The organism is Ruegeria sp. G7 (genome assembly GCF_056535465.1).
In genome coordinates, this window is sequence record NZ_JBQFIL010000001.1 from 1,038,303 (window position 1) to 1,055,974 (window position 17,672).

Annotated in this window: 16 protein-coding genes and 1 pseudogene; 8 read left to right on the plus strand and 9 right to left on the minus strand. The window is 60.5% G+C overall.

Features of this window, described 5'->3' with window-relative positions:
- Positions 1 to 3 precede the first annotated feature (3 nt).
- A pseudogene (locus ACR3EN_RS05245) lies at positions 4 to 1,214 on the plus strand (winged helix-turn-helix domain-containing protein).
- A gap of 9 nt (positions 1,215 to 1,223) precedes the next feature.
- On the opposite strand, the gene ACR3EN_RS05250 reads toward ACR3EN_RS05245, so the two are convergent.
- The 3 genes from ACR3EN_RS05250 to ACR3EN_RS05260 all read right to left on the minus strand — a co-directional run bounded on the left by ACR3EN_RS05250 (position 1,224) and on the right by ACR3EN_RS05260 (position 3,986).
- Complete coding sequence (locus ACR3EN_RS05250; RefSeq protein WP_480823948.1) at positions 1,224 to 2,114, minus strand: helix-turn-helix transcriptional regulator; 891 nt, start codon at positions 2,112 to 2,114, stop codon at positions 1,224 to 1,226.
- Between the two features lie 164 nt (positions 2,115 to 2,278).
- Positions 2,279 to 2,713 carry a homoprotocatechuate degradation operon regulator HpaR gene (gene hpaR, locus ACR3EN_RS05255; RefSeq protein ID WP_480823946.1) on the minus strand — a complete coding sequence of 145 codons (435 nt, stop codon included), beginning with the start codon at positions 2,711 to 2,713 and terminating at the stop codon, positions 2,279 to 2,281.
- A gap of 130 nt (positions 2,714 to 2,843) precedes the next feature.
- Positions 2,844 to 3,986 (minus strand): DUF3095 domain-containing protein, encoded by a 1,143-nt coding sequence (locus tag ACR3EN_RS05260; protein ID WP_480823944.1) that lies wholly within the window; start codon positions 3,984 to 3,986, stop codon positions 2,844 to 2,846.
- A 144-nt stretch (positions 3,987 to 4,130) separates the two neighbouring features.
- Here ACR3EN_RS05260 and ACR3EN_RS05265 point away from each other — a divergent pair, with 144 nt between their 5' ends.
- The 4 genes from ACR3EN_RS05265 to ACR3EN_RS05280 all read left to right on the plus strand — a co-directional run bounded on the left by ACR3EN_RS05265 (position 4,131) and on the right by ACR3EN_RS05280 (position 8,500).
- Positions 4,131 to 5,303 (plus strand): MFS transporter, encoded by a 1,173-nt coding sequence (locus ACR3EN_RS05265; RefSeq protein ID WP_480823942.1) that lies wholly within the window; start codon positions 4,131 to 4,133, stop codon positions 5,301 to 5,303.
- A gap of 16 nt (positions 5,304 to 5,319) precedes the next feature.
- On the plus strand, positions 5,320 to 6,354 hold the full coding sequence (locus ACR3EN_RS05270) for a glycosyltransferase family 4 protein (RefSeq protein WP_480823940.1): 1,035 nt from the start codon (positions 5,320 to 5,322) through the stop codon (positions 6,352 to 6,354).
- A 113-nt stretch (positions 6,355 to 6,467) separates the two neighbouring features.
- Positions 6,468 to 7,490 carry an aspartate-semialdehyde dehydrogenase gene (locus tag ACR3EN_RS05275; protein ID WP_480498200.1) on the plus strand — a complete coding sequence of 341 codons (1,023 nt, stop codon included), beginning with the start codon at positions 6,468 to 6,470 and terminating at the stop codon, positions 7,488 to 7,490.
- Between the two features lie 197 nt (positions 7,491 to 7,687).
- Positions 7,688 to 8,500 carry a DUF2189 domain-containing protein gene (locus ACR3EN_RS05280; protein WP_480823937.1) on the plus strand — a complete coding sequence of 271 codons (813 nt, stop codon included), beginning with the start codon at positions 7,688 to 7,690 and terminating at the stop codon, positions 8,498 to 8,500.
- Between the two features lie 100 nt (positions 8,501 to 8,600).
- On the opposite strand, the gene ACR3EN_RS05285 is transcribed toward ACR3EN_RS05280, so the two are convergent.
- Entirely contained in the window at positions 8,601 to 9,251 is a 651-nt protein-coding gene (locus ACR3EN_RS05285) for a carbonic anhydrase (RefSeq protein ID WP_480823935.1), read from the minus strand.
- A 143-nt stretch (positions 9,252 to 9,394) separates the two neighbouring features.
- Between ACR3EN_RS05285 and ACR3EN_RS05290 the strand changes: the two genes are divergently transcribed.
- The 3 genes from ACR3EN_RS05290 (at position 9,395) to ACR3EN_RS05300 (ending at position 11,966) form a co-directional block, all read left to right on the plus strand.
- Positions 9,395 to 9,784, plus strand: coding sequence for a hypothetical protein (locus tag ACR3EN_RS05290; protein ID WP_480870923.1), 390 nt, complete (start codon positions 9,395 to 9,397; stop codon positions 9,782 to 9,784).
- 65 nt (positions 9,785 to 9,849) lie between these two features.
- A complete protein-coding gene (locus tag ACR3EN_RS05295) occupies positions 9,850 to 11,232 on the plus strand; it encodes a leucyl aminopeptidase family protein (RefSeq protein ID WP_480823933.1) in 1,383 nt (460 codons plus the stop codon).
- The gene (locus ACR3EN_RS05300) at positions 11,229 to 11,966 is read left to right on the plus strand and encodes a C40 family peptidase (protein ID WP_480823931.1); all 738 of its coding nucleotides are present in this window, start codon (positions 11,229 to 11,231) and stop codon (positions 11,964 to 11,966) included. Before ACR3EN_RS05295 ends, ACR3EN_RS05300 begins: the two co-directional genes overlap by 4 nt.
- On the opposite strand, the gene ACR3EN_RS05305 is transcribed toward ACR3EN_RS05300, so the two are convergent.
- The 5 genes from ACR3EN_RS05305 to ACR3EN_RS05325 all read right to left on the minus strand — a co-directional run bounded on the left by ACR3EN_RS05305 (position 11,963) and on the right by ACR3EN_RS05325 (position 17,613).
- Positions 11,963 to 12,313: a DUF2794 domain-containing protein gene (locus ACR3EN_RS05305; protein WP_480533634.1), complete on the minus strand. Its 351-nt coding sequence runs from the start codon at positions 12,311 to 12,313 to the stop codon at positions 11,963 to 11,965. The two genes, ACR3EN_RS05300 and ACR3EN_RS05305, sit on opposite strands and share 4 nt — an antisense overlap.
- A gap of 80 nt (positions 12,314 to 12,393) precedes the next feature.
- A complete protein-coding gene (locus ACR3EN_RS05310; protein WP_480823928.1) occupies positions 12,394 to 14,058 on the minus strand; it encodes an ABC transporter permease in 1,665 nt (554 codons plus the stop codon).
- A gap of 93 nt (positions 14,059 to 14,151) precedes the next feature.
- Entirely contained in the window at positions 14,152 to 15,369 is a 1,218-nt protein-coding gene (locus tag ACR3EN_RS05315; protein ID WP_480823926.1) for a phenylacetate--CoA ligase family protein, read from the minus strand.
- A 19-nt stretch (positions 15,370 to 15,388) separates the two neighbouring features.
- Positions 15,389 to 16,222, minus strand: a complete 834-nt coding sequence (locus ACR3EN_RS05320) for an ABC transporter ATP-binding protein (RefSeq protein ID WP_170470807.1) — start codon at positions 16,220 to 16,222, stop codon at positions 15,389 to 15,391.
- Between the two features lie 107 nt (positions 16,223 to 16,329).
- The gene (locus ACR3EN_RS05325; protein ID WP_480823924.1) at positions 16,330 to 17,613 is read right to left on the minus strand and encodes an ABC transporter substrate-binding protein; all 1,284 of its coding nucleotides are present in this window, start codon (positions 17,611 to 17,613) and stop codon (positions 16,330 to 16,332) included.
- Positions 17,614 to 17,672: the final 59 nt, after the last annotated feature.

Here is a 17,672-nt window from a genome sequence, read left to right on the forward strand (position 1 = left end):
GCGATGGCTCTGCAACGTCTGGACAACCGCGCGGCGCGCGCGCTGTTCATGGACCGGCACGCATTGTTGGAACAACCCGTGGGTGGCGCTAAGGGCAAGGATTTGTTGCAGCTGATCCATCGTCTGGGCTTTGTCCAGCTAGATAGTATCAACACCGTCGCACGCGCCCATGACATGATCCTCTATGCGCGCAGACCCAGCTATCGCGCGCGCAACCTCAAACGGCTTTATGAACATGACCGGGCGCTGTTCGAGCACTGGACACATGACGCCGCGGTGATCCCGATAGAGTTCTACCGCCACTGGCACCTACGGTTTCTGCGCGATGCCGACATGCTGAAGGCGCGCTGGAAAAACTGGCGGCGGGATGGGTTTGAGCAGAAGTTCACAACCGTTCTGCAGCATATCCGCGACCACGGCCCGGTGAGTTCGTCCGATGTCGGCAAGGATGAAAAAAGGGCTCGGGCGGGTGGTGGGACTGGCACCCGTCCAAGACGGCGCTGGAATATCTCTGGCGGTCGGGCGCGCTAGCGGTTGTCGGGCGCGACGGGTTTCAGAAACGCTATGACCTGACTGAACGTGTGATCGACGCGCATCTATGTCCCAGCGGCGCTTGCGATACCGAGGTGACGGTGGACTGGCTGTGCAACGCGGCGCTGGATCGGTTGGGGTTTGCGACCTCTGGCGAATTGGCGGCCTTCTGGGATACAGTCAGCGCTGCCGAGGCGCGAAACTGGTGCCAACAGGCTCTAATAAAGGGTGATATTGAGGAGATTATCATTCATTGCGCAGATGGGAGGGGCCGAAAGGTCTTTGCCCGGCCCGATCTGCGTGATGAAGCCGCTTCTCTGGGGCCCGCCCCTGGCCGGATTCGCGTGCTCAGCCCATTTGATCCGATGTTGCGCGACCGGAACCGTGCCGAGCGACTGTTCGGATTTTATTACCGGATCGAGGTTTTTGTCCCCCAGCCCAAACGGCTTTATGGTTACTACGTTTTTCCGCTGTTGGAAGGTGACCGGATGATCGGTCGGATCGACATGAAAGCACAACGCGAGCGCGGGGTTCTGGAGGTTCGGGCAGTATGGCCTGAACGCAAGGTGCGTTGGTCAGAAGCACGCACGCGCCGCCTGCAGACCGAACTGGATCGGGTGTGTCGGTTCGCCGGTCTCAAGGATGTGGAATTCACCGCCAATTGGCTAAAAGACCCAAGATAGAGACTGATATCAGGCCAGAAACCGCTGTTGCGCGACCACGTCCAACAGCGTTGTCAGCGTGGCCTCTACCGACTGCCCAGACGTATCAACCTGCGCGTCCGCGCGGCTATAGAGCGTCTCTCGGCTGGCCAGGATGTTCTTGAGCTGCTCCATTGCCTCGGGATTGCCCGCCATGGGGCGTTCATCCCCCTGTGCACGCACACGATCCATGTGCTCTGACGGTGACGCCCGCAACCAGATGGTGTGAAACCGGTTCAGAAGATTGGCATAGGTCGACGGTTCGGCCACGATGCCACCGGCAACGGCCAGAACCAGTTGATCATGCGCGGCAACGACACGCTCCAATGCCTGCGCTTCAAGGTTGCGATATCCATCCTGACCGTAAAAGGCCATGACTTCGGGCAAGGGCATGCCCGCCATCGCTTCGATATGCGCCGTCAGCTCGACGAATGGCAGATCAAGCCGCGCCCCAAGCAGTGCACCCAGTGTCGATTTTCCAGCCCCACGCAGTCCGATCAGGCAGATACGTTTCGCGCGTTCATCAGGACCTGACGGCGGTCGCAACGCAGCTCGCACCGCATCTTTGACGTCGCGGCTGGCTTGCCGGTAAAGCTCCGCGACCTGCAAGGCGTCCGAGTCCCAGGGGTCATCCTCACCGATCAGCCACTCGACCTTGTAGTCAAGCGCCTGAGCTACACGTTGCAATAGCCCGATCGAGATATTGCCTGCACCCGCTTCGAGCTGGGCCAGATAACGCGGCGAAACATCCGAGCTTTCGGACAGAACCCGGCGCGATATACCCCGCATTTGGCGGGCGCGGCGAACGCGCGCGCCAACTCGGGCGCTCAGGTCCTGCGTGTCTGTCTCTTGCGCCGAATTCGGCGGCGTGGAGGCGTCCATGTCTGTCAAACGGATTGTGTACTATAATGCACAAGCTACGACGCCACAGCGGCTGGGGCAACGGATTTCAACGCAGAGGGCCGCTATGAACGCAAGCGTGATCTACTGTGGTCGGCAAAATACAGCAAAAATGCCTTTGTCAGAGCCTATCTTGGGCTCCACTATCAAGGATCAAGTTCGTACAGTTCACCCAGAAGATTCAGCAGCATTTCATGCCGCTCTGCACCCAACCGAGATCGGGTATGCGCGGCCTGCTCAAGGATCGCGGTTAGGTTGGCTTGTATGATTGCACGACCGTCATCACTGATTTCAACGATCTGACGGCGGCGATCCCTCAGGTCCTGCCGCCTGACGATCAGTCTCTTATCTTCCAGTTTCTTCAGAATTCGCGTCAGGCTGGGCAATAGCAAACACGCCCGCTCTGCGATCAGAGTGGGCTCTTGCGGGCCTTCCTCCTGCAGCACGCGCAAAACGCGCCATTGCTGCTCGGTCACACCTGCATCAGCCAGTACGCCACGTATCGGCCCCATCACTTTTTCCCGTGCGCGCAGCAGCGCAATCGGCAAAGAGCGGGACGTTAAGGGTAGGTTATCAGCCATGGTGAATTTTGCCGCAACGATGATTATTTCGCAATAGGCCGTTGATTTGCCGGGTTTTCACAGGCTGGACACACCCAAAAACAGGATGCACACGGATCGCGTTTCAGAGCCGCGTGATCGCGCCTGGGCGTCAGGCCCGCATCGCGGCAGCGGCCCGCGCATAACCGCCCGAGGCCCCATCGACAAAATGCACATGGTCATCACGCGTGGCCGAAGGAACAAAGCAGGTCATCATCGCCTCTTGCTGCGCGTGCAGGCCATAGCGGATCTTGCCCCGCGCCCGCGCCTCTTCCAGCATCCGGGTGATCTGCTTCAATGTCGCCGGATCACAATCCAGCGTCATTTTCAGCCCGTCATCGAATTTGCGGAAATCGGCGTTGCGGCTGACCATCTCCTTGTAGTGTTTGGGTTCGAACTGCCCCAGCCGCGCCCCGCTTTTGAACAGCAGCGCGATCATCATGTTTCCGATCATCAGCCATATCTTCTGGAGCAGCAGATTGCGCGTACCGCGTGAAACATGCGCATCAATGTCCACGCCGGGCGGAGGGAAGCTCATCGGTGGTCCCTTTGGGGGCACCGGATGACCTGCGCGTTCCAACCGTTCTGCGACCGATAGCACGGATTGGGTCAGCGCGGCAAAATCCGCCTCATCAGAATCTGTTTCTGGCTGAATCACCAAGGATACGATCTGACCATGCCGCGCCGGGCTGTTGGACCAGCGACATGAAAGACCTGTCAGATCAGGTATGGCATCCGGCCCGGCAGGTTGAATGGTGAATTGTCCCGATTTCATCTGCGCTTCGGCCCAGGCCAGACCACCGCCCGAGAACATCGCATAGTCGACGCCGGTCGAGGGGGCATAGCGCGCAACACGCAGATCGCGCCCCGCGTCGCGGATATCTGAGACCGGGACCAAAGCAGCACGCAGCGTGATGGCGAATTCGGCCTCGGCCCAGCTTTGCAAAGCTGCCAGAGTCTCGCGCGCGGCATCGGCGTCGCCGCCGGGCACAGCGAACCCGGCCCCGTCCCCGCCGAAGACATAAGGGAAGACGCGGCCGTTCAGCGCATTGATCATGCCCGAAATCACCGCGGCGCCGACCATATTGACGGTTTTGTAGCGCCCGCGCGCGATCTCAGCCGTCGAATCCACGATATCCGCAACCCCCAGAACCCAGCCATCTGGCAAAGCTGTGAACTGCGCGGGGTCGCTGAGTTTCAGAAAATCGTCTGAAATGGGAACAGAGTCATAAAACACGGAGTCTGAGGGGGTCATAACGCTCTCTGAAAATCCTAAAACTGAGTAGATGATAGCCCGAATTTGAACGATGTCTGCCCTTATCGGACTGTCTCGCACGCTTGTGTAGACCTGCTTGACGTGCCAAGCATCGCAGCACGGCATTGGGCAAAAGGACAAAAGATGCAGGCAGGTTTAGTTGTATTGTGTCTGGCCTATGTTCTCAGCCAGTTTTTCCGCGCCTTTTTGGCCGTGCTGACCACCGATCTGGGCCGCGATATCGGGGCTACGCCCGAAGACCTCGCCTTTGCCTCGGGCCTTTGGTTTCTGGTCTTTGCCGCGATGCAAATCCCGGTGGGCTGGGCTTTGGACCGCGTTGGGCCCCGGCGCAGCTCGGCCGTGCTATTGTTGATCGGCGGCGGGGGCGGGGCGGCTTTGTTTGCGCTGGCCACTACGCCATTCCATGTGGCATTGGCCATGGCGCTGATCGGGGTCGGCTGTTCGCCCGTTCTGATGGCATCTTACTATATTTTCGCCCGAGAGTTCCCGCCTGCCAAATTCGCCACACTTGCCGCAGTGATGCTGGGTGTGGGGTCGGTGGGCAATCTGGTCGCCTCGTACCCCACCGCGCTGGCGGTCGAGCTGATGGGGTGGCGCGCGACGCTGGCGGGGCTTGCGATCATCTCGGGCGTGGTAGCGGCAGGGATCTGGCTGACGGTGCATGACCCAAAACGGGTCGAAACCGAACACAGGGGGTCGGTGCTGGACCTTCTGAAAGAACCCGCCTTGTGGGCGATTCTGCCGCTGATGCTGGTGGCCTATGCGCCCTCGGCCGCGCTTCGGGGGCTTTGGGCCGGGCCGTATCTGCGCGATGTCTTTGACCTTAGCACCACGCAGATCGGGCAGGCCACGCTGATCATGGGGGCTGCGATGATCGCGGGCACGTTCTCTTATGGGCCACTCGACCGCATTCTGGGGACCCGCAAATGGGTCATATTCGGCGGCAATGCCCTGGGTGCGGCTGCGTTGGGACTGCTATGCCTGCGGATCGACGGCGGCGTCTGGATGTCCGTCCTGCTGTTGGCGGTGATCGGATTTCTGGGTGCCAGCTTTCCGGTCATCATGGCCCATGGGCGCGCGTTCATTCCGGCGCATCTGGTGGGCCGGGGGGTCACGCTGCTGAACCTCTTTGGCATCGGCGGCGTCGGGCTGGCGCAGTTTGCCACCGGACGCATCCATGCCGCCAGCGCCGGGATCAGTCCCGCCGCGCCCTATACCGCGATCTTTGGCTTTTTCGCCGCCACCCTTGCCATTGGTTGCGTGATCTATCTATTCAGTCGGGACAGCGTGGACTGAGGGATTGGAGAAGCCCGTGCAGGATATCGAGGTCATCGCCCCCAATCTGAAGCATTCCCTGTCGGGCGTGACAACCACGGTGGTTCGGCTGCTGCCGATACAGGAAAAGATGATCGGCATCCGCGCCACCGGCCCCGGCCTGCCGGATGATTTGCCCCATATTAGGCTCTGGAAACTGCTGTTTCTGCCCAATCGCAAACGGGTCTGGCATGCGCGGCGCAATACCGAGATGCTGATGGGCCTGATCCTGCGCAATCTGTTCCGGCGTAACTACAAACTGCTATTCACCTCGGCGGCGCAACGGGATCATTCCGGATTCACGAAGGGACTAATCCGCAAGATGGACGCGTTGATTGCAACGACCCCGCAGGCGGCCTCGTTTCTGGAACATCCCGCGACGGTCATCATGCATGGGGTGAATACCGAACTGTTCCACCCCGCCGAAGACAAGCACGCCCTGCGCCAAAAGCTTGGCCTGCCCGATGGCCTTCTGATCGGCTGCTTTGGTCGCATCCGCCCCCAGAAAGGCGTCGATTTGCTGGTAGACGCGGCGCTCAAGGTCCTGCCCCATCACCCGGATGCCCATGTGATCTTCACCGGGCGCGCCACCAAGGAATTCGAGGCGTTTCAGGCCGAGCAGGAGCAAAAGCTGCAAGACGCAGGCCTTGGTGACCGTGTGCATTTTCTGGGCGAGCGACCATGGGACGAGATTGTCGAGACCTACCGCGCGCTTGATCTGTTCGTAGCCCCCGCGCGGCACGAAGGGTTTGGCCTGACCCCGCTTGAGGCGATGGCCTCGGGCGTGCCTGCGATTGCCTGCCATGGGGTCGGCGCGTTCAGCGCGCAGATCAAGGATGGCGAGACAGGCCGATTGGTTGAAAAGGACAACGCCCCGGCACTGGCCGCTGCGCTGGAGGATATGCTGCAGGATCGCGCCGCGCTGGCATCCGCCGGACAGGCCGCCCGCGTCCATGTCGAACAGAATTTTCGAATCGAAGGCGAAGCAAAGGCCATCGTCGAGGTTTATCGATCCTTGCTGAAACAACCCTGAACGGGTTTGAACCGTGTCAAATCGGTGTGACGGGGCGAAATAAGCCGAAACCCCTCTTTTTTCTTGGGCGCAACGCGGCTATGAACGCGCGTCCTTAACTTTGGAGACATGAAATGGGCTATCGCGTCGTTGTCGCCGGCGCCACGGGTAACGTGGGCCGCGAAATGCTGAACATTCTGGCGGAACGCCAGTTCCCGGTTGATGAACTTGCCGTGCTGGCAAGCCGTCGTTCGCTGGGGACCGAAGTAAGCTTTGGCGACAAGACACTGACAACCCAGGACATCGACACCTTTGACTTCACCGGCTGGGACATGGCGCTGTTTGCCATCGGCTCGGACGCAACCAAGGTCTACGCGCCCAAGGCGGCCGCGGCGGGTTGTGTGGTGATCGATAACAGCTCGCTCTATCGCTATGACCCCGATATCCCGCTGATCGTGCCGGAATGTAACCCGCAGGCGATCCACGACTACAAGAACAAGAACATCATCGCCAACCCCAACTGCTCGACCGCGCAGATGGTTGTCGCGCTTAAGCCGCTGCATGACCGCGCCAAGATCAAGCGCGTTGTCGTGTCGACCTATCAGTCGGTGTCGGGTGCCGGTAAGGAAGGCATGGATGAGCTTTGGGATCAGACCAAGGCGGTTTACAACCCCACCACCGAGGTGGAGCCGAAGAAATTCCAGAAGCAGATCGCCTTCAACGTCATTCCGCAGATCGACGTCTTCATGGAAGACGGTTCGACCAAGGAAGAGTGGAAGATGGTTGTCGAGACCAAAAAGATCGTCGATCCGTCGATCAAGGTCACAGCCACCTGTGTTCGCGTACCGGTCTTCGTCGGCCATTCCGAGGCCGTGAATATCGAGTTCGAGGAATTCCTGGACGAGGACGAGGCCCGCGACATCCTGCGCGAGGCGCCGGGCATCATGGTGATCGACAAACGTGAGGCCGGCGGCTACGTCTCGCCCATCGAATGCGCTGGCGACTTCGCCACCTTCATCAGCCGCATCCGTCAGGATTCGACCATCGAGAACGGCCTGAACCTGTGGTGTGTGTCGGACAACCTGCGCAAGGGTGCTGCCCTGAACGCGGTACAGATCGCCGAACTGCTGGGCCGTGAGGTCTTGAAAAAGGGTTAGTAACCGCCTTGAAACCCTGGATCAGGCAAACCCCGCGACACTGTCCGCGGGGTTTCTTGTATTCAGGGGAGGGTCCCGCCACTTGCCCCAGTGTCTGACCTCGTGCAAACTTGTGTGCAGGGAAGGGATGTAGGTCTCAAAGCGCGAGCTATGGGCGGACGCAACAACGCCTTTCCATGGTTGGGGAGGAACGTGCAATGACGTCCAAGACCGCAGGGCCCACACCGCCGGGCAATCTGACACCACAGGCCATGCCCAAGATCAACACTCTGACCGCTGACGATATTACCGCATCGCTGAAAGCCGGGTTTGCAGACTTTCTGGCACGCCCCGTCATGAGCGGTTTTTTCGGCCTGTTTTATGCGCTGTTCGGGATTCTGTTTGTCTGGTGTCTGGTTTGGCTGGGCAAGATCTGGATGATCATTCCAGCCGCCGTCGGTTTTCCTCTGGTCGCACCTTTCGCAGCGGCTGGGCTGTATGAAATCTCGCGACGGCTGCAAAATAACGAACCGTTCGGCTGGTCAGACATTCTGGGCGTGATGGCAAATCAACGCAAACGCGAGATGGGCTGGATGGCCTTTGTCACCCTGTTCATTTTCTGGGTCTGGACCTATCAGGTCCGCCTGTGGCTGGCGATCATCCTGCAGAACGCCTCTTTCTCGGATTTCGCCGGTTTCCTGAACGTTGTGTTTTTCACGCCGCAGGGTTGGACCTTTCTTGCAGTCGGTACCTGTATTGGCGCATTTCTGTCGGCTGTGCTGTTTTCGGTGACGGTCGTTGCCATGCCCATGCTGCTCGATCGCGAAACCAATTTTGTCTCGGCCATGCTGACATCCCTTCGCGTAGTTTCGGAAAACCCGGTCGTTATGCTCAGCTGGGCGGCGATCATCTCGATCACGATGCTTGTGTCGTTGATACCCGCGTTTTTGGGCTTGATCTTCACCCTGCCGATCCTTGGCCACACCACCTGGCACCTCTATCAAAGGGCGGTGTCGCCAACGGATATGTAACCTGATCGCCCAACCCGGCCAAGGCAATCAGGGCAGCACAAATGCGGTTCACAGATCGCTTAAGACGGATTGCATACCGCCCAAGCGGCAGCGGGCCAGATCAAACGGTGACGAATTTGTTCTCGTGCGGGTCGTAGCACTCCAACCCGCCTTCGCCGATATCAGTCCATAGCCCATGCAGGCTAAGAGACCCTTCCTCGACAGCAGAAGACACAAACGGGAAGGTCATCAGGTTTTCCATCGAGGCAACCACCGCAAAGCGTTCAAACTGACGTGCCTGATCGGCACCGTCTTCGATATCAGCAACCAGATCGAATTTTGGCTTCAGGATCTCCATCCAGCGCCCGACAAAGCTTTCTTTGGCTTCCAGCTGCGGGGCCTGTCCTTTGCACATATCGATACAACCCTGCACCCCGCCGCACTGCGAATGACCCAGAACGATCAGATGCGCCACCTTCAATGCGGTGACAGCGTATTCGATGGCTGCGCTGGTACCATGGTGATCGCCGTCCGGCAGATAGGGCGGCACAAGGTTTGCAATGTTACGGTGGATAAAGAAATCACCCTGATCGGCCCCGAACATCGACGTCACATGCACACGGCTGTCGCAGCACGAGATCACCATCGCACGCGGACGCTGGCCCTCGGTTGCAAGCCTTCGATACCAAACCTGATTTTCCGAGTAAGTCGTCGCTTTCCAGCCATGATACCGTTTGACCAGATAGCTCGGCAAAGGTTTGGCAAATTTCATTCTGATGTTCCTGTGGTCTTGACTGATCCGCTCTCTAACCTGAATTCGCGCAAAATTCGAGACATTATCCCGATGCAGCGCAAGGAATTGCAAAGGTATGTGATGCCAGAGTGACCCCGTGCCGTGGGGGCATGAACACGAGGGTGAATGTGGTGGACAAGATTATCACGCTTGAACAGAAAGAATCCGTGCGGCTGGACCCGGACCGGCTCAGCAGCCTGTATCATCAGCTGGGGGATACCAATGCGCTGGACGTGCTGTGCCGCACGGTCGAGGAGCTGGCGGTGCGCCTTTCGAATTGCGAACGCTTCTGGCGGCAACGCGATTGGTCGGGGTTGCGCAAATGCGCGCGATCTCTGGTGGCGATTGCATATCAGATCGGGATGACGGTGCTGGCGCGCGTGGCGGGTGATGTGGCCCATGCGGTCGATCGCGGCGACGCGGTGGCCACCGGGGCGACATTGGGGCGTCTGATCCGGGTCGGCGAACGCTCTTTGACGGCGGTCTGGGATCAGCAGGATCTTTCGGTCTGAAGGGGGGTTGCGGGCGGGTCGCAGGCGGCTAGTCTGGGTGCGATCAGAACCAGCCCGAGACGCCCATGACCCTGTCCTTCGCCCCGCCCGAAACACCTGCGCTGCCGCTTTATGTTCTTGAGCAATCCGCGCTTGACGACTGGCTGTCGGATCAGCCCGAGCGGGTGCAAAACTGGGTCGCAACCAGCGGATTCTCAGCCGCTTTAGGGCAGGTCTTGGTCATACCCAAAGCCGACGGCACGCCGGAATTTGCACTGGCGGGCTATGGCAGCGCAGCCAAACGCGCGCGCAAACGCTTCCCGCTGGCCGCAGCCGCCGAAGCGTTGCCCGCAGGCACCTATCGCATCGCATCGGGCGTTTCCGACGAAATGCTTGAGGCCGAGTGTTTCGGATGGCTGATGACAGGCTATGTCTTCGATCGTTACGCCACCGGCAATGCAGCCAAAGCGCGGCTGGTCGCACCCGACGGCATCGACGCGACTCGGATCGAGATGCTGGCCGATGCCGAGTTATTGATCCGGCATCTGGTGAACACCCCGGCTGCGGATATGGGGCCCGAGCAATTGCAAATCGCCGCCGAATCTCTGGCCGAAGAATGCGGCGCGCGCTGTTCCGTGACCACGGGCGACGCCCTGCTGGATCAGAACTTTCCGATGATCCACACGGTCGGACGCGCCGCCGCTCAGGCACCGCGTCTGATCGAACTGAACTGGGGCAACAGCGGGCCAAAGCTGACGCTGGTGGGCAAAGGCGTCTGTTTCGACACCGGCGGGCTGAACCTGAAACCCGGCGCGTCGATGGGTCTGATGAAAAAGGACATGGGCGGCGCGGCAAATGTACTGGGGCTGGCGCAGATGATCATGAAGCTGGGCCTGAATGTTCAACTGCGCGTGCTGATCCCGGCAGTGGAAAACGCGGTGGCGGGCAACGCCTTCCGGCCCGGAGACATCCTGACCGCCCGCAACGGTCTGACGGTCGAGATCAACAACACCGATGCCGAAGGGCGTTTGGTGCTGGCTGATGCGCTGGCGCTTGCGGATGAGGGCGAACCGGACTTGGTGATCTCGATGGCGACGCTGACGGGTGCCGCGCGGGTGGCTGTCGGGGCTGATCTGGCCCCGTTCTATACCGATGACGATGGTGCCGCCGAGGCGCTGGCGCGCGCGGGTCGCGCCGTTGCTGATCCGGTCTGGCGAATGCCGTTTCATGACCCCTATGAAGCGCTGATCGAACCGGGGATTGCCGATCTGGACAATGCGCCGGCGGGTGGTTTTGCGGGTTCGATCACCGCCGCGCTGTTCCTGCGTCGTTTTGCCGGTGACAGCCGATACATGCATTTCGACATCTACGCCTGGCAGCGCAGCAAAGAACCGGGGCGCAGCAAGGGCGGTCTGGGCCAAGGCCCGCGCGCCCTGCTGGCCGCGCTGCCCGAGATACTGAACCTATGAGCGCAGCGCGGATTGTCCGCCCGGTCGTCGATCTACTGCGCCAGCCCGACGGCCCGCGTGACCGGCAATTGCTGTTCGGAGACACCGTCACGGTCACCGAAGACCAAGACGGGTGGAGCCGCATCACCTCCGACAAGGACGGCTACACCGGCTGGGTCGTCTCGGATCATCTGGGCCCGGTCGAGCCGCAGACCCATTGGATCGTCGCCGCCTCAACCCATGCCTATGCCGCGCCGGATATGAAAAGCGCCGATCAGATATCATTGAGTTTCGGCAGTAAAATCAGGGCGCTGTCAGAAGAAGAGGGGTTTCTGGAAACTGCGCTGGGCTTTATCCCCGGGATCCACGCGGTGCCCGCCTATTCGCGCCTGACCGATCCGGTGACCGCCGCGCAGCTTTTTTTAGGCACGCCCTATCTGTGGGGCGGCAACAGCCGGTTCGGGCTGGATTGTTCGGGTTTGGTGCAGGCCGCCCTGCTGGCCTGTGGCATCCCCTGCCCCGGAGACAGCGGCGATCAGGAACGCGAGGTCGGCGAACTCGTCGCGCCGGGCACTCCGCCGCAACGCGGGGATTTGCTGTTCTGGAAAGGCCATGTCGCCTGGGTCGCCGCCGAGAACCTGCTGCTGCACGCCAACGCCTATCACATGGCCGTCGCGCTTGAGCCGATGGATCAGGCAATCGCCCGTATCGCGCAGCAAGGCGATGGACCGGTCACATCACATAAACGACTCTAATCAAGGTCGACCGAGCGGATCAGTTTGCGCTCCAGCACCCTGAGTACAGCACGCAGGTCATGGCCCCGTTTCAGGATCCGGCCATCCATCCCAACCACCGAATACATCCCCTGACGCAGCCGCAGGCGGGGGTGTTTCTCGACGCGATAGATCGGGTGTTCAGCCGTGCGGCGGAAGATCGAAAACACCGCCATGTCCCGCAGGTTCGATATCCCGTAATCACGCCACTCTCCGGCGGCGACCATTCGGCCATAGACTGACAGGATATGAGACATCTCGCGCCGGTCAAACGCGACCGGCATCTGGGCAGAGCCGGACCCGAACCGGCTGGGAGGCTGCATGTTCATGTAACAAGCCTTGCCGGAAATCGCGTCTGAATCAAGCCCGGCTCAAACCCAGTGTGGTATTTTTGAAGCGCCGTGCGCAGCTACCGGCGCCCGACCTGACGACAGATCAGGATCACCGGCAGCAGCCCCACGGCCAGAATAACCAGCGATGGCACCGCAGCACCTTCAAGCCGTTCGTCCGAAGCCAGACGATAGGCTTGCACCGCCAGCGTGTCGAAATTGAAGGGCCGCATGATCAGCGTCGCAGGCAGTTCCTTCATCACATCGACAAAGACGATCAGCAACGCGGTTAGTAGCGAGGGTGTCAGGATCGGCAGATGCACCCGGCGCAACGTGCCAAGGGGCGTCTGCCCCAGCGACCGCGCGGCAGCATCCATGTTGGCATGCACGGTACTTTGGCCACCCTCGTAGGCGCTGAGCGCGGCGGCCAGAAACCGCACCATATAGGCCGCGATCAGCAACCAGATCGAGCCGGTGACCAGCAGCCCGGTTGAAATGTCAAAGGTCTGGCGCATCCACGCGTCCAGAGCATTGTCGAATGCCGCGAAGGGCACGATCAGGCCCACGGCAATCACGCCGCCCGGTACCGCATAGCCCAGCCGCGCCAGATAGGCCGCCGAGGCCGAGCCGCGCCCGGGGCGCAAACGCTGGAAAAACCCGACCGAAACGGCTGCACAGACGGTAATCACCGCAGCCGTCCCGGCCAGCGTCAGTGAATTCTGGATGAACCCGATATAGCGGCGCGACAGCAGGTTCTGCTCGGATTCCAGCCCCATCTGCACAAGGATCACCACGGGCAGCAGAAACCCGAACAGGACCGGAATGGCGCAGAGCAGAAACGCCGCAAGCGATTGCCATCCTTTCAACTGCGCCGCTGGCAGTACCGCGTGGCGTTTGCCTGCCTGATAGTATTTCGCCTTGCCGCGCTGCGTGCGTTCGGTCACCGCCATGACCAGCGCGAACCCTAGAAGACACAGGGCCAGCTGCGCAGCGGCTGCGCGGTCGGCCATCGAAAACCAGCTGGTATAGATACCGGTGGCAAAGGTCTGAACACCGAAATAGGCAACAGTGCCGAAATCAGCGATGGTCTCCATCACCGCCAGCAGGACACCTCCGGCAATTGCGGGGCGGGCCATGGGCAGCGACACGCGCCAGAACGCGTGCCACGGACCATTGCCCAGCGCCCGGGCGGCCAGAAACGCAGTGGCGCTTTGTTGCAGGAACGCCGCACGGGCCAGCAGGTAGACGTAAGGATAAAGCACAAGGATCAGCATCACCGCCGCGCCCTCGGTCGAGCGTATCTCGGGGAACCAATAGTCACGTGGCCCCCAACCGGTGACCTCGCGTAGCGTGGTTTGCACGATGCCGGGGTGATCCAGAATAAACGTATAGGCATAGGCCAGCACATAGGCCGGGAAAGCCAGCGGCAGAACCAACGCGATTTCCAGCACGCGTACGCCCGGGAAGCGGGTCATCGTGACCAGCCACGCCGCGCCCACCCCGATCGAAAACGTCCCCGCGGCGACCAACACCACAAGGATTGCGGTGGTCAGCGCATAGCCGGGCAGAACAGTCTCTAACAAATGGGAAATAGTGTCGGTTCCACCGGTCACCGCCGCCAGAACAACAGCCACCATCGGAAGCAGGCAGGCACCGGCCACGGCATAGGCGATGCCACCAACCAATCGCGTGCCTAGGGCACCGCGATTACGCGTTCCGTGTTCTGAATATTCGACTTCGGCCATGGCGTCCGACTGAGAATCCCGCAGGGTCTGCCTTTAATCGACCAAAATGCTAAGAAACACCAGTGGGCGGGCCAACAATTCTGCGGCAGATCGTTATTCGTAGACGCGCTGATCCTCGATCACCAACCCGTCCTTGGGCAGAGAGCCGGGCGCCACGACTTCGATCGCGCCTTTGAGTTTCAACACCTCGACCACCGATTTGGCATAGGCCCCGTCATTCCCGCCGGGGCTTTCGATCTGGACGGTCATTGTGTCCATCTCACCCTGTCGGGCGGCGATGACGCGCGCCTTGACGATCTCGTCATGCTTGTCGACCAGCGCGGCCACCTGTTCGGGGCGGACAAACATGCCTTTGATCTTGGTGGTTTGATCAGCACGACCCATCCAGCCTTTGATGCGCGTGTTGGTCCGGCCACAGGGGGATTCGCCTGGCATGATCGCTGACAGATCACCGGTGGCGAAGCGGATCAGCGGGTAATCGGGGTTGAGCGTGGTGACCACAACCTCACCCACCTCTCCTGGGGCCACGGGAGTGCCAGTGCCGGGGGTGACGATCTCGACGATGACGTGTTCGTCGAGGATCATTCCCTCCATCGCGGGGCTTTCATAGGCGATGTTGCCCAGATCGGCGGTGGCGTAACACTGCAGACACGATATGCCACGATCCGCATAGTCCTGTCGCAGCGACGGGAACAGAGCACCACCGCCAACCACAGCCTTTGAGAATTGCAGGGCAACGCCCATCTCATCCGCCTTGTCGAGGATGATTTTCAGGTAATCTGGTGTGCCCGCATAGGCGGAACAGCCCACATCGCGGGCGGCGGTCACCTGCAGCTCGGTCTGGCCGGTGCCTGCAGGCAGCACAGCCGCGCCAACCGCCTGCGCGCCGCTTTCAAAGATCATACCCGCCGGGGTCAGGTGATAGCCAAAGCAGTTCTGCACGATATCGCCGGGGCCCACTCCGGCGGCGTTCAGGAACCGCCCCATGCGCCACCAGTCGTGATCGGTGCTGCCCGGTTCGTAAATCGGGCCCGGCGACTGGAACACATGCTGGAAATGCCGCGCAGGCTTGACCGTGAACCCACCGAATGGAGGCCGCGTGCCCTGTGCCTGCGTCAGATCGGATTTGCGCAGCACCGGCAATTTGGCCAAAGCCTCGGCGCTGGTCACCGCACTCGCATCTATCCCCGCAAGGATCTTCGCATAGCCGGGGGCAGATTGCGCGCGGGCAATCTGGGTCGGCAAGACGCGCGCGTGATCGGCGGCGCGTTCGTCTGCGGATCGGGTTTCAAGCTTGTCGAAATAGGTCATCGAAAGATCCTCCATCCGCTTACAGCCATCTCTTGCGGCGGCGGTATGAGCGCACATCGCGAAAGCTTTTGCGGCCTTCGTCCGACATGCCGAGGTAGAATTCCTTAACGTCCGGGTTTTCGCGCAATTCGGCGGCGGGGCCATCCATCACCACACGGCCCGATTCCAGAATATAACCGTAATGCGCAAACCTCAGAGCCACATTTGTGTTCTGCTCGGCCAACAGGAAGGACACGCCCTCTTTCTCGTTCAGGTCCTTCACGATGCCGAAAATCTCTTCGACCAGCTGCGGGGCCAGACCCATCGAGGGCTCGTCCAGCAGGATGGTTTCAGGCCGCGACATCAGCGCCCGGCCCATCGCGACCATCTGCTGTTCCCCGCCCGAGGTATAGCCCGCCTGGCTTTTGCGGCGCTCTTTCAGGCGCGGGAAGTAATTGTAAACCAGCTCCAGATCGCTTTGGATTGCGGCATTGCCATCCTTGCGAGTGTAGGCACCGGTCAGCAGGTTTTCTTCAACAGTAAGGTGTTCGAAACAGTGGCGGCCTTCCATCACCTGAATGACACCCTTTTCCACCAGATCCGCAGGATCGCTTTCGTGCACGCTTTGACCGCGATACTTGATCGAGCCCTTGGTGACCTCACCCCGTTCCGAGTGCAGCAGGTTCGACACCGCCTTCAGCGTCGTCGTCTTGCCCGCACCATTGCCGCCCAGCAAGGCGGTAATACCGCCCTTGGGCACGGTCAGGCTGACGCCTTTCAGCACGAGGATCACGTGGTTGTAGATCACCTCGATATTGTTGACTTCAAGCAGGGTTTCCGCCTGCACGTCAGTGGTTTGTGCCGCATCCAGCATCAGCGCGTGTCCTCATGCCTGCCCATCCGGGGCTATTCGTGAGGAGCGGCAGCAGAACCGCCGCTCCGGTTGTCGAGGCGCCCGGTTAACCGAGGCGCCGGGGTTGCTTACTCGCAGCGCTGAGAAATGTTGTTCTCAGCCGCGTAAGCGCCCGAGTCTTCTTCGATCAGTGCATTGATCACTTCCGCATCGGTCGGTTTGAAATCCTGCACCGGATTCCAGGTGCCCGCAGCGGCATCCCATTGGACAACGCCAACAAGGCCCGGACCGCCGTGGTTCTCACAGGAAACCGAGAATTCGGGTCCGAAGCCAGCCATGCCCAGCCCTTCCATCTTTGCGTTGGTGATCTCAAGCGCTTCCATGCCATCGCGCATCATCGACGCGTCGATTTCGGCTGTGCCATGCATCTCCTGCGCGGTTTTCACCGCCTCGGCCGCCAGCATCGCGGCATAGAGCCCGCGGTTGTACTGAACCGAACCCAGCTGGTCACCTGCACCTGCCGCCTTGCCTGCGTCCACAACGTATTTCTGCAGATCGTCATAGACCGGGTAGTCTTTGCCGAGACCCGTGAAGGTCAGCGCCTTGTAGCCGGTGGCCTTTTCACCAGCAGGCTCAACGTCGAACTCAGCGCCGGACCACCAGACCCCGATGAAGTTCTCCATGGGGAAGCGGATGTTGGCCGCCTCCTGCACCGCGACCTGGTTCATCACACCCCAGCCCCACATGATCACATAGTCAGGCTTTTCGCGGCGGATTTGCAGCCATTGCGATTTCTGCTCCTGACCGGGATGGTCAACAGGCAGCAAGGTCAGATCATAGCCGTGTTTCTCAGCCAGCGTTTCCAAAGTCCGGATCGGCTCTTTGCCGTAGGCCGAGTTGTGATAGACCAGTGCGATCTTCTTGCCGCCCAGATCTCCACCATTTTGATCCAGCAGATAGTTGATCGCGCCCGACGCGCCGTTCCAGTAATTGGCCGGATAGTTGAACACGTGGCTGAACACTTTGCCGTTCGCGGCCGAAGTCCGGCCATAGCCCATTGTGTGCAGCGGGATGCCATCTGCGGTCACTTTGGGGATCAACTGATAGGTGATCCCGGTCGACAGCGGCTGATAGACCAGAGCGCCTTCGCCCTTGGTCGATTCATAGCATTCCACCCCTTTTTCCGTATTGTAGCCGGTTTCACATTCGATCACGCGCGCCGGAACACCGCCGATGCCACCATCCCGTTCATTCAAAAGGGTAAAGTAGTCGGCGTAACCGTCTGCAAACGGAATTCCGCCTGCCGCGTAGGGGCCCGTCCGGTAGCTGAGCGACGGGAACACGAGGTCCGCCATGACCGGACCTGCGGCCATCACGGCGCCCAGCGCCAGGGTTGCCAGTTTCTTGTTCATCGGGTGTCTCCTCCCTTGATTGATCCGATGGTGATTTCGGGCTTTCCGCCCGCCTTGTG

Coding starts and splice junctions, on each gene's coding strand:
- ACR3EN_RS05250 (WP_480823948.1), bottom strand. CDS start 2,114: ATGGACGCCTCCACGCCGCCGAATTCGGCGCAAGAGACAGACACGCAG.
- hpaR (WP_480823946.1), bottom strand. CDS start 2,713: ATGGCTGATAACCTACCCTTAACGTCCCGCTCTTTGCCGATTGCGCTG.
- ACR3EN_RS05260 (WP_480823944.1), bottom strand. CDS start 3,986: ATGACCCCCTCAGACTCCGTGTTTTATGACTCTGTTCCCATTTCAGAC.
- ACR3EN_RS05265 (WP_480823942.1), top strand. CDS start 4,131: ATGCAGGCAGGTTTAGTTGTATTGTGTCTGGCCTATGTTCTCAGCCAG.
- ACR3EN_RS05275 (WP_480498200.1), top strand. CDS start 6,468: ATGGGCTATCGCGTCGTTGTCGCCGGCGCCACGGGTAACGTGGGCCGC.
- ACR3EN_RS05280 (WP_480823937.1), top strand. CDS start 7,688: ATGACGTCCAAGACCGCAGGGCCCACACCGCCGGGCAATCTGACACCA.
- ACR3EN_RS05285 (WP_480823935.1), bottom strand. CDS start 9,251: ATGAAATTTGCCAAACCTTTGCCGAGCTATCTGGTCAAACGGTATCAT.
- ACR3EN_RS05295 (WP_480823933.1), top strand. CDS start 9,850: ATGACCCTGTCCTTCGCCCCGCCCGAAACACCTGCGCTGCCGCTTTAT.
- ACR3EN_RS05300 (WP_480823931.1), top strand. CDS start 11,229: ATGAGCGCAGCGCGGATTGTCCGCCCGGTCGTCGATCTACTGCGCCAG.
- ACR3EN_RS05305 (WP_480533634.1), bottom strand. CDS start 12,313: ATGAACATGCAGCCTCCCAGCCGGTTCGGGTCCGGCTCTGCCCAGATG.
- ACR3EN_RS05310 (WP_480823928.1), bottom strand. CDS start 14,058: ATGGCCGAAGTCGAATATTCAGAACACGGAACGCGTAATCGCGGTGCC.
- ACR3EN_RS05315 (WP_480823926.1), bottom strand. CDS start 15,369: ATGACCTATTTCGACAAGCTTGAAACCCGATCCGCAGACGAACGCGCC.
- ACR3EN_RS05320 (WP_170470807.1), bottom strand. CDS start 16,222: ATGCTGGATGCGGCACAAACCACTGACGTGCAGGCGGAAACCCTGCTT.
- ACR3EN_RS05325 (WP_480823924.1), bottom strand. CDS start 17,613: ATGAACAAGAAACTGGCAACCCTGGCGCTGGGCGCCGTGATGGCCGCA.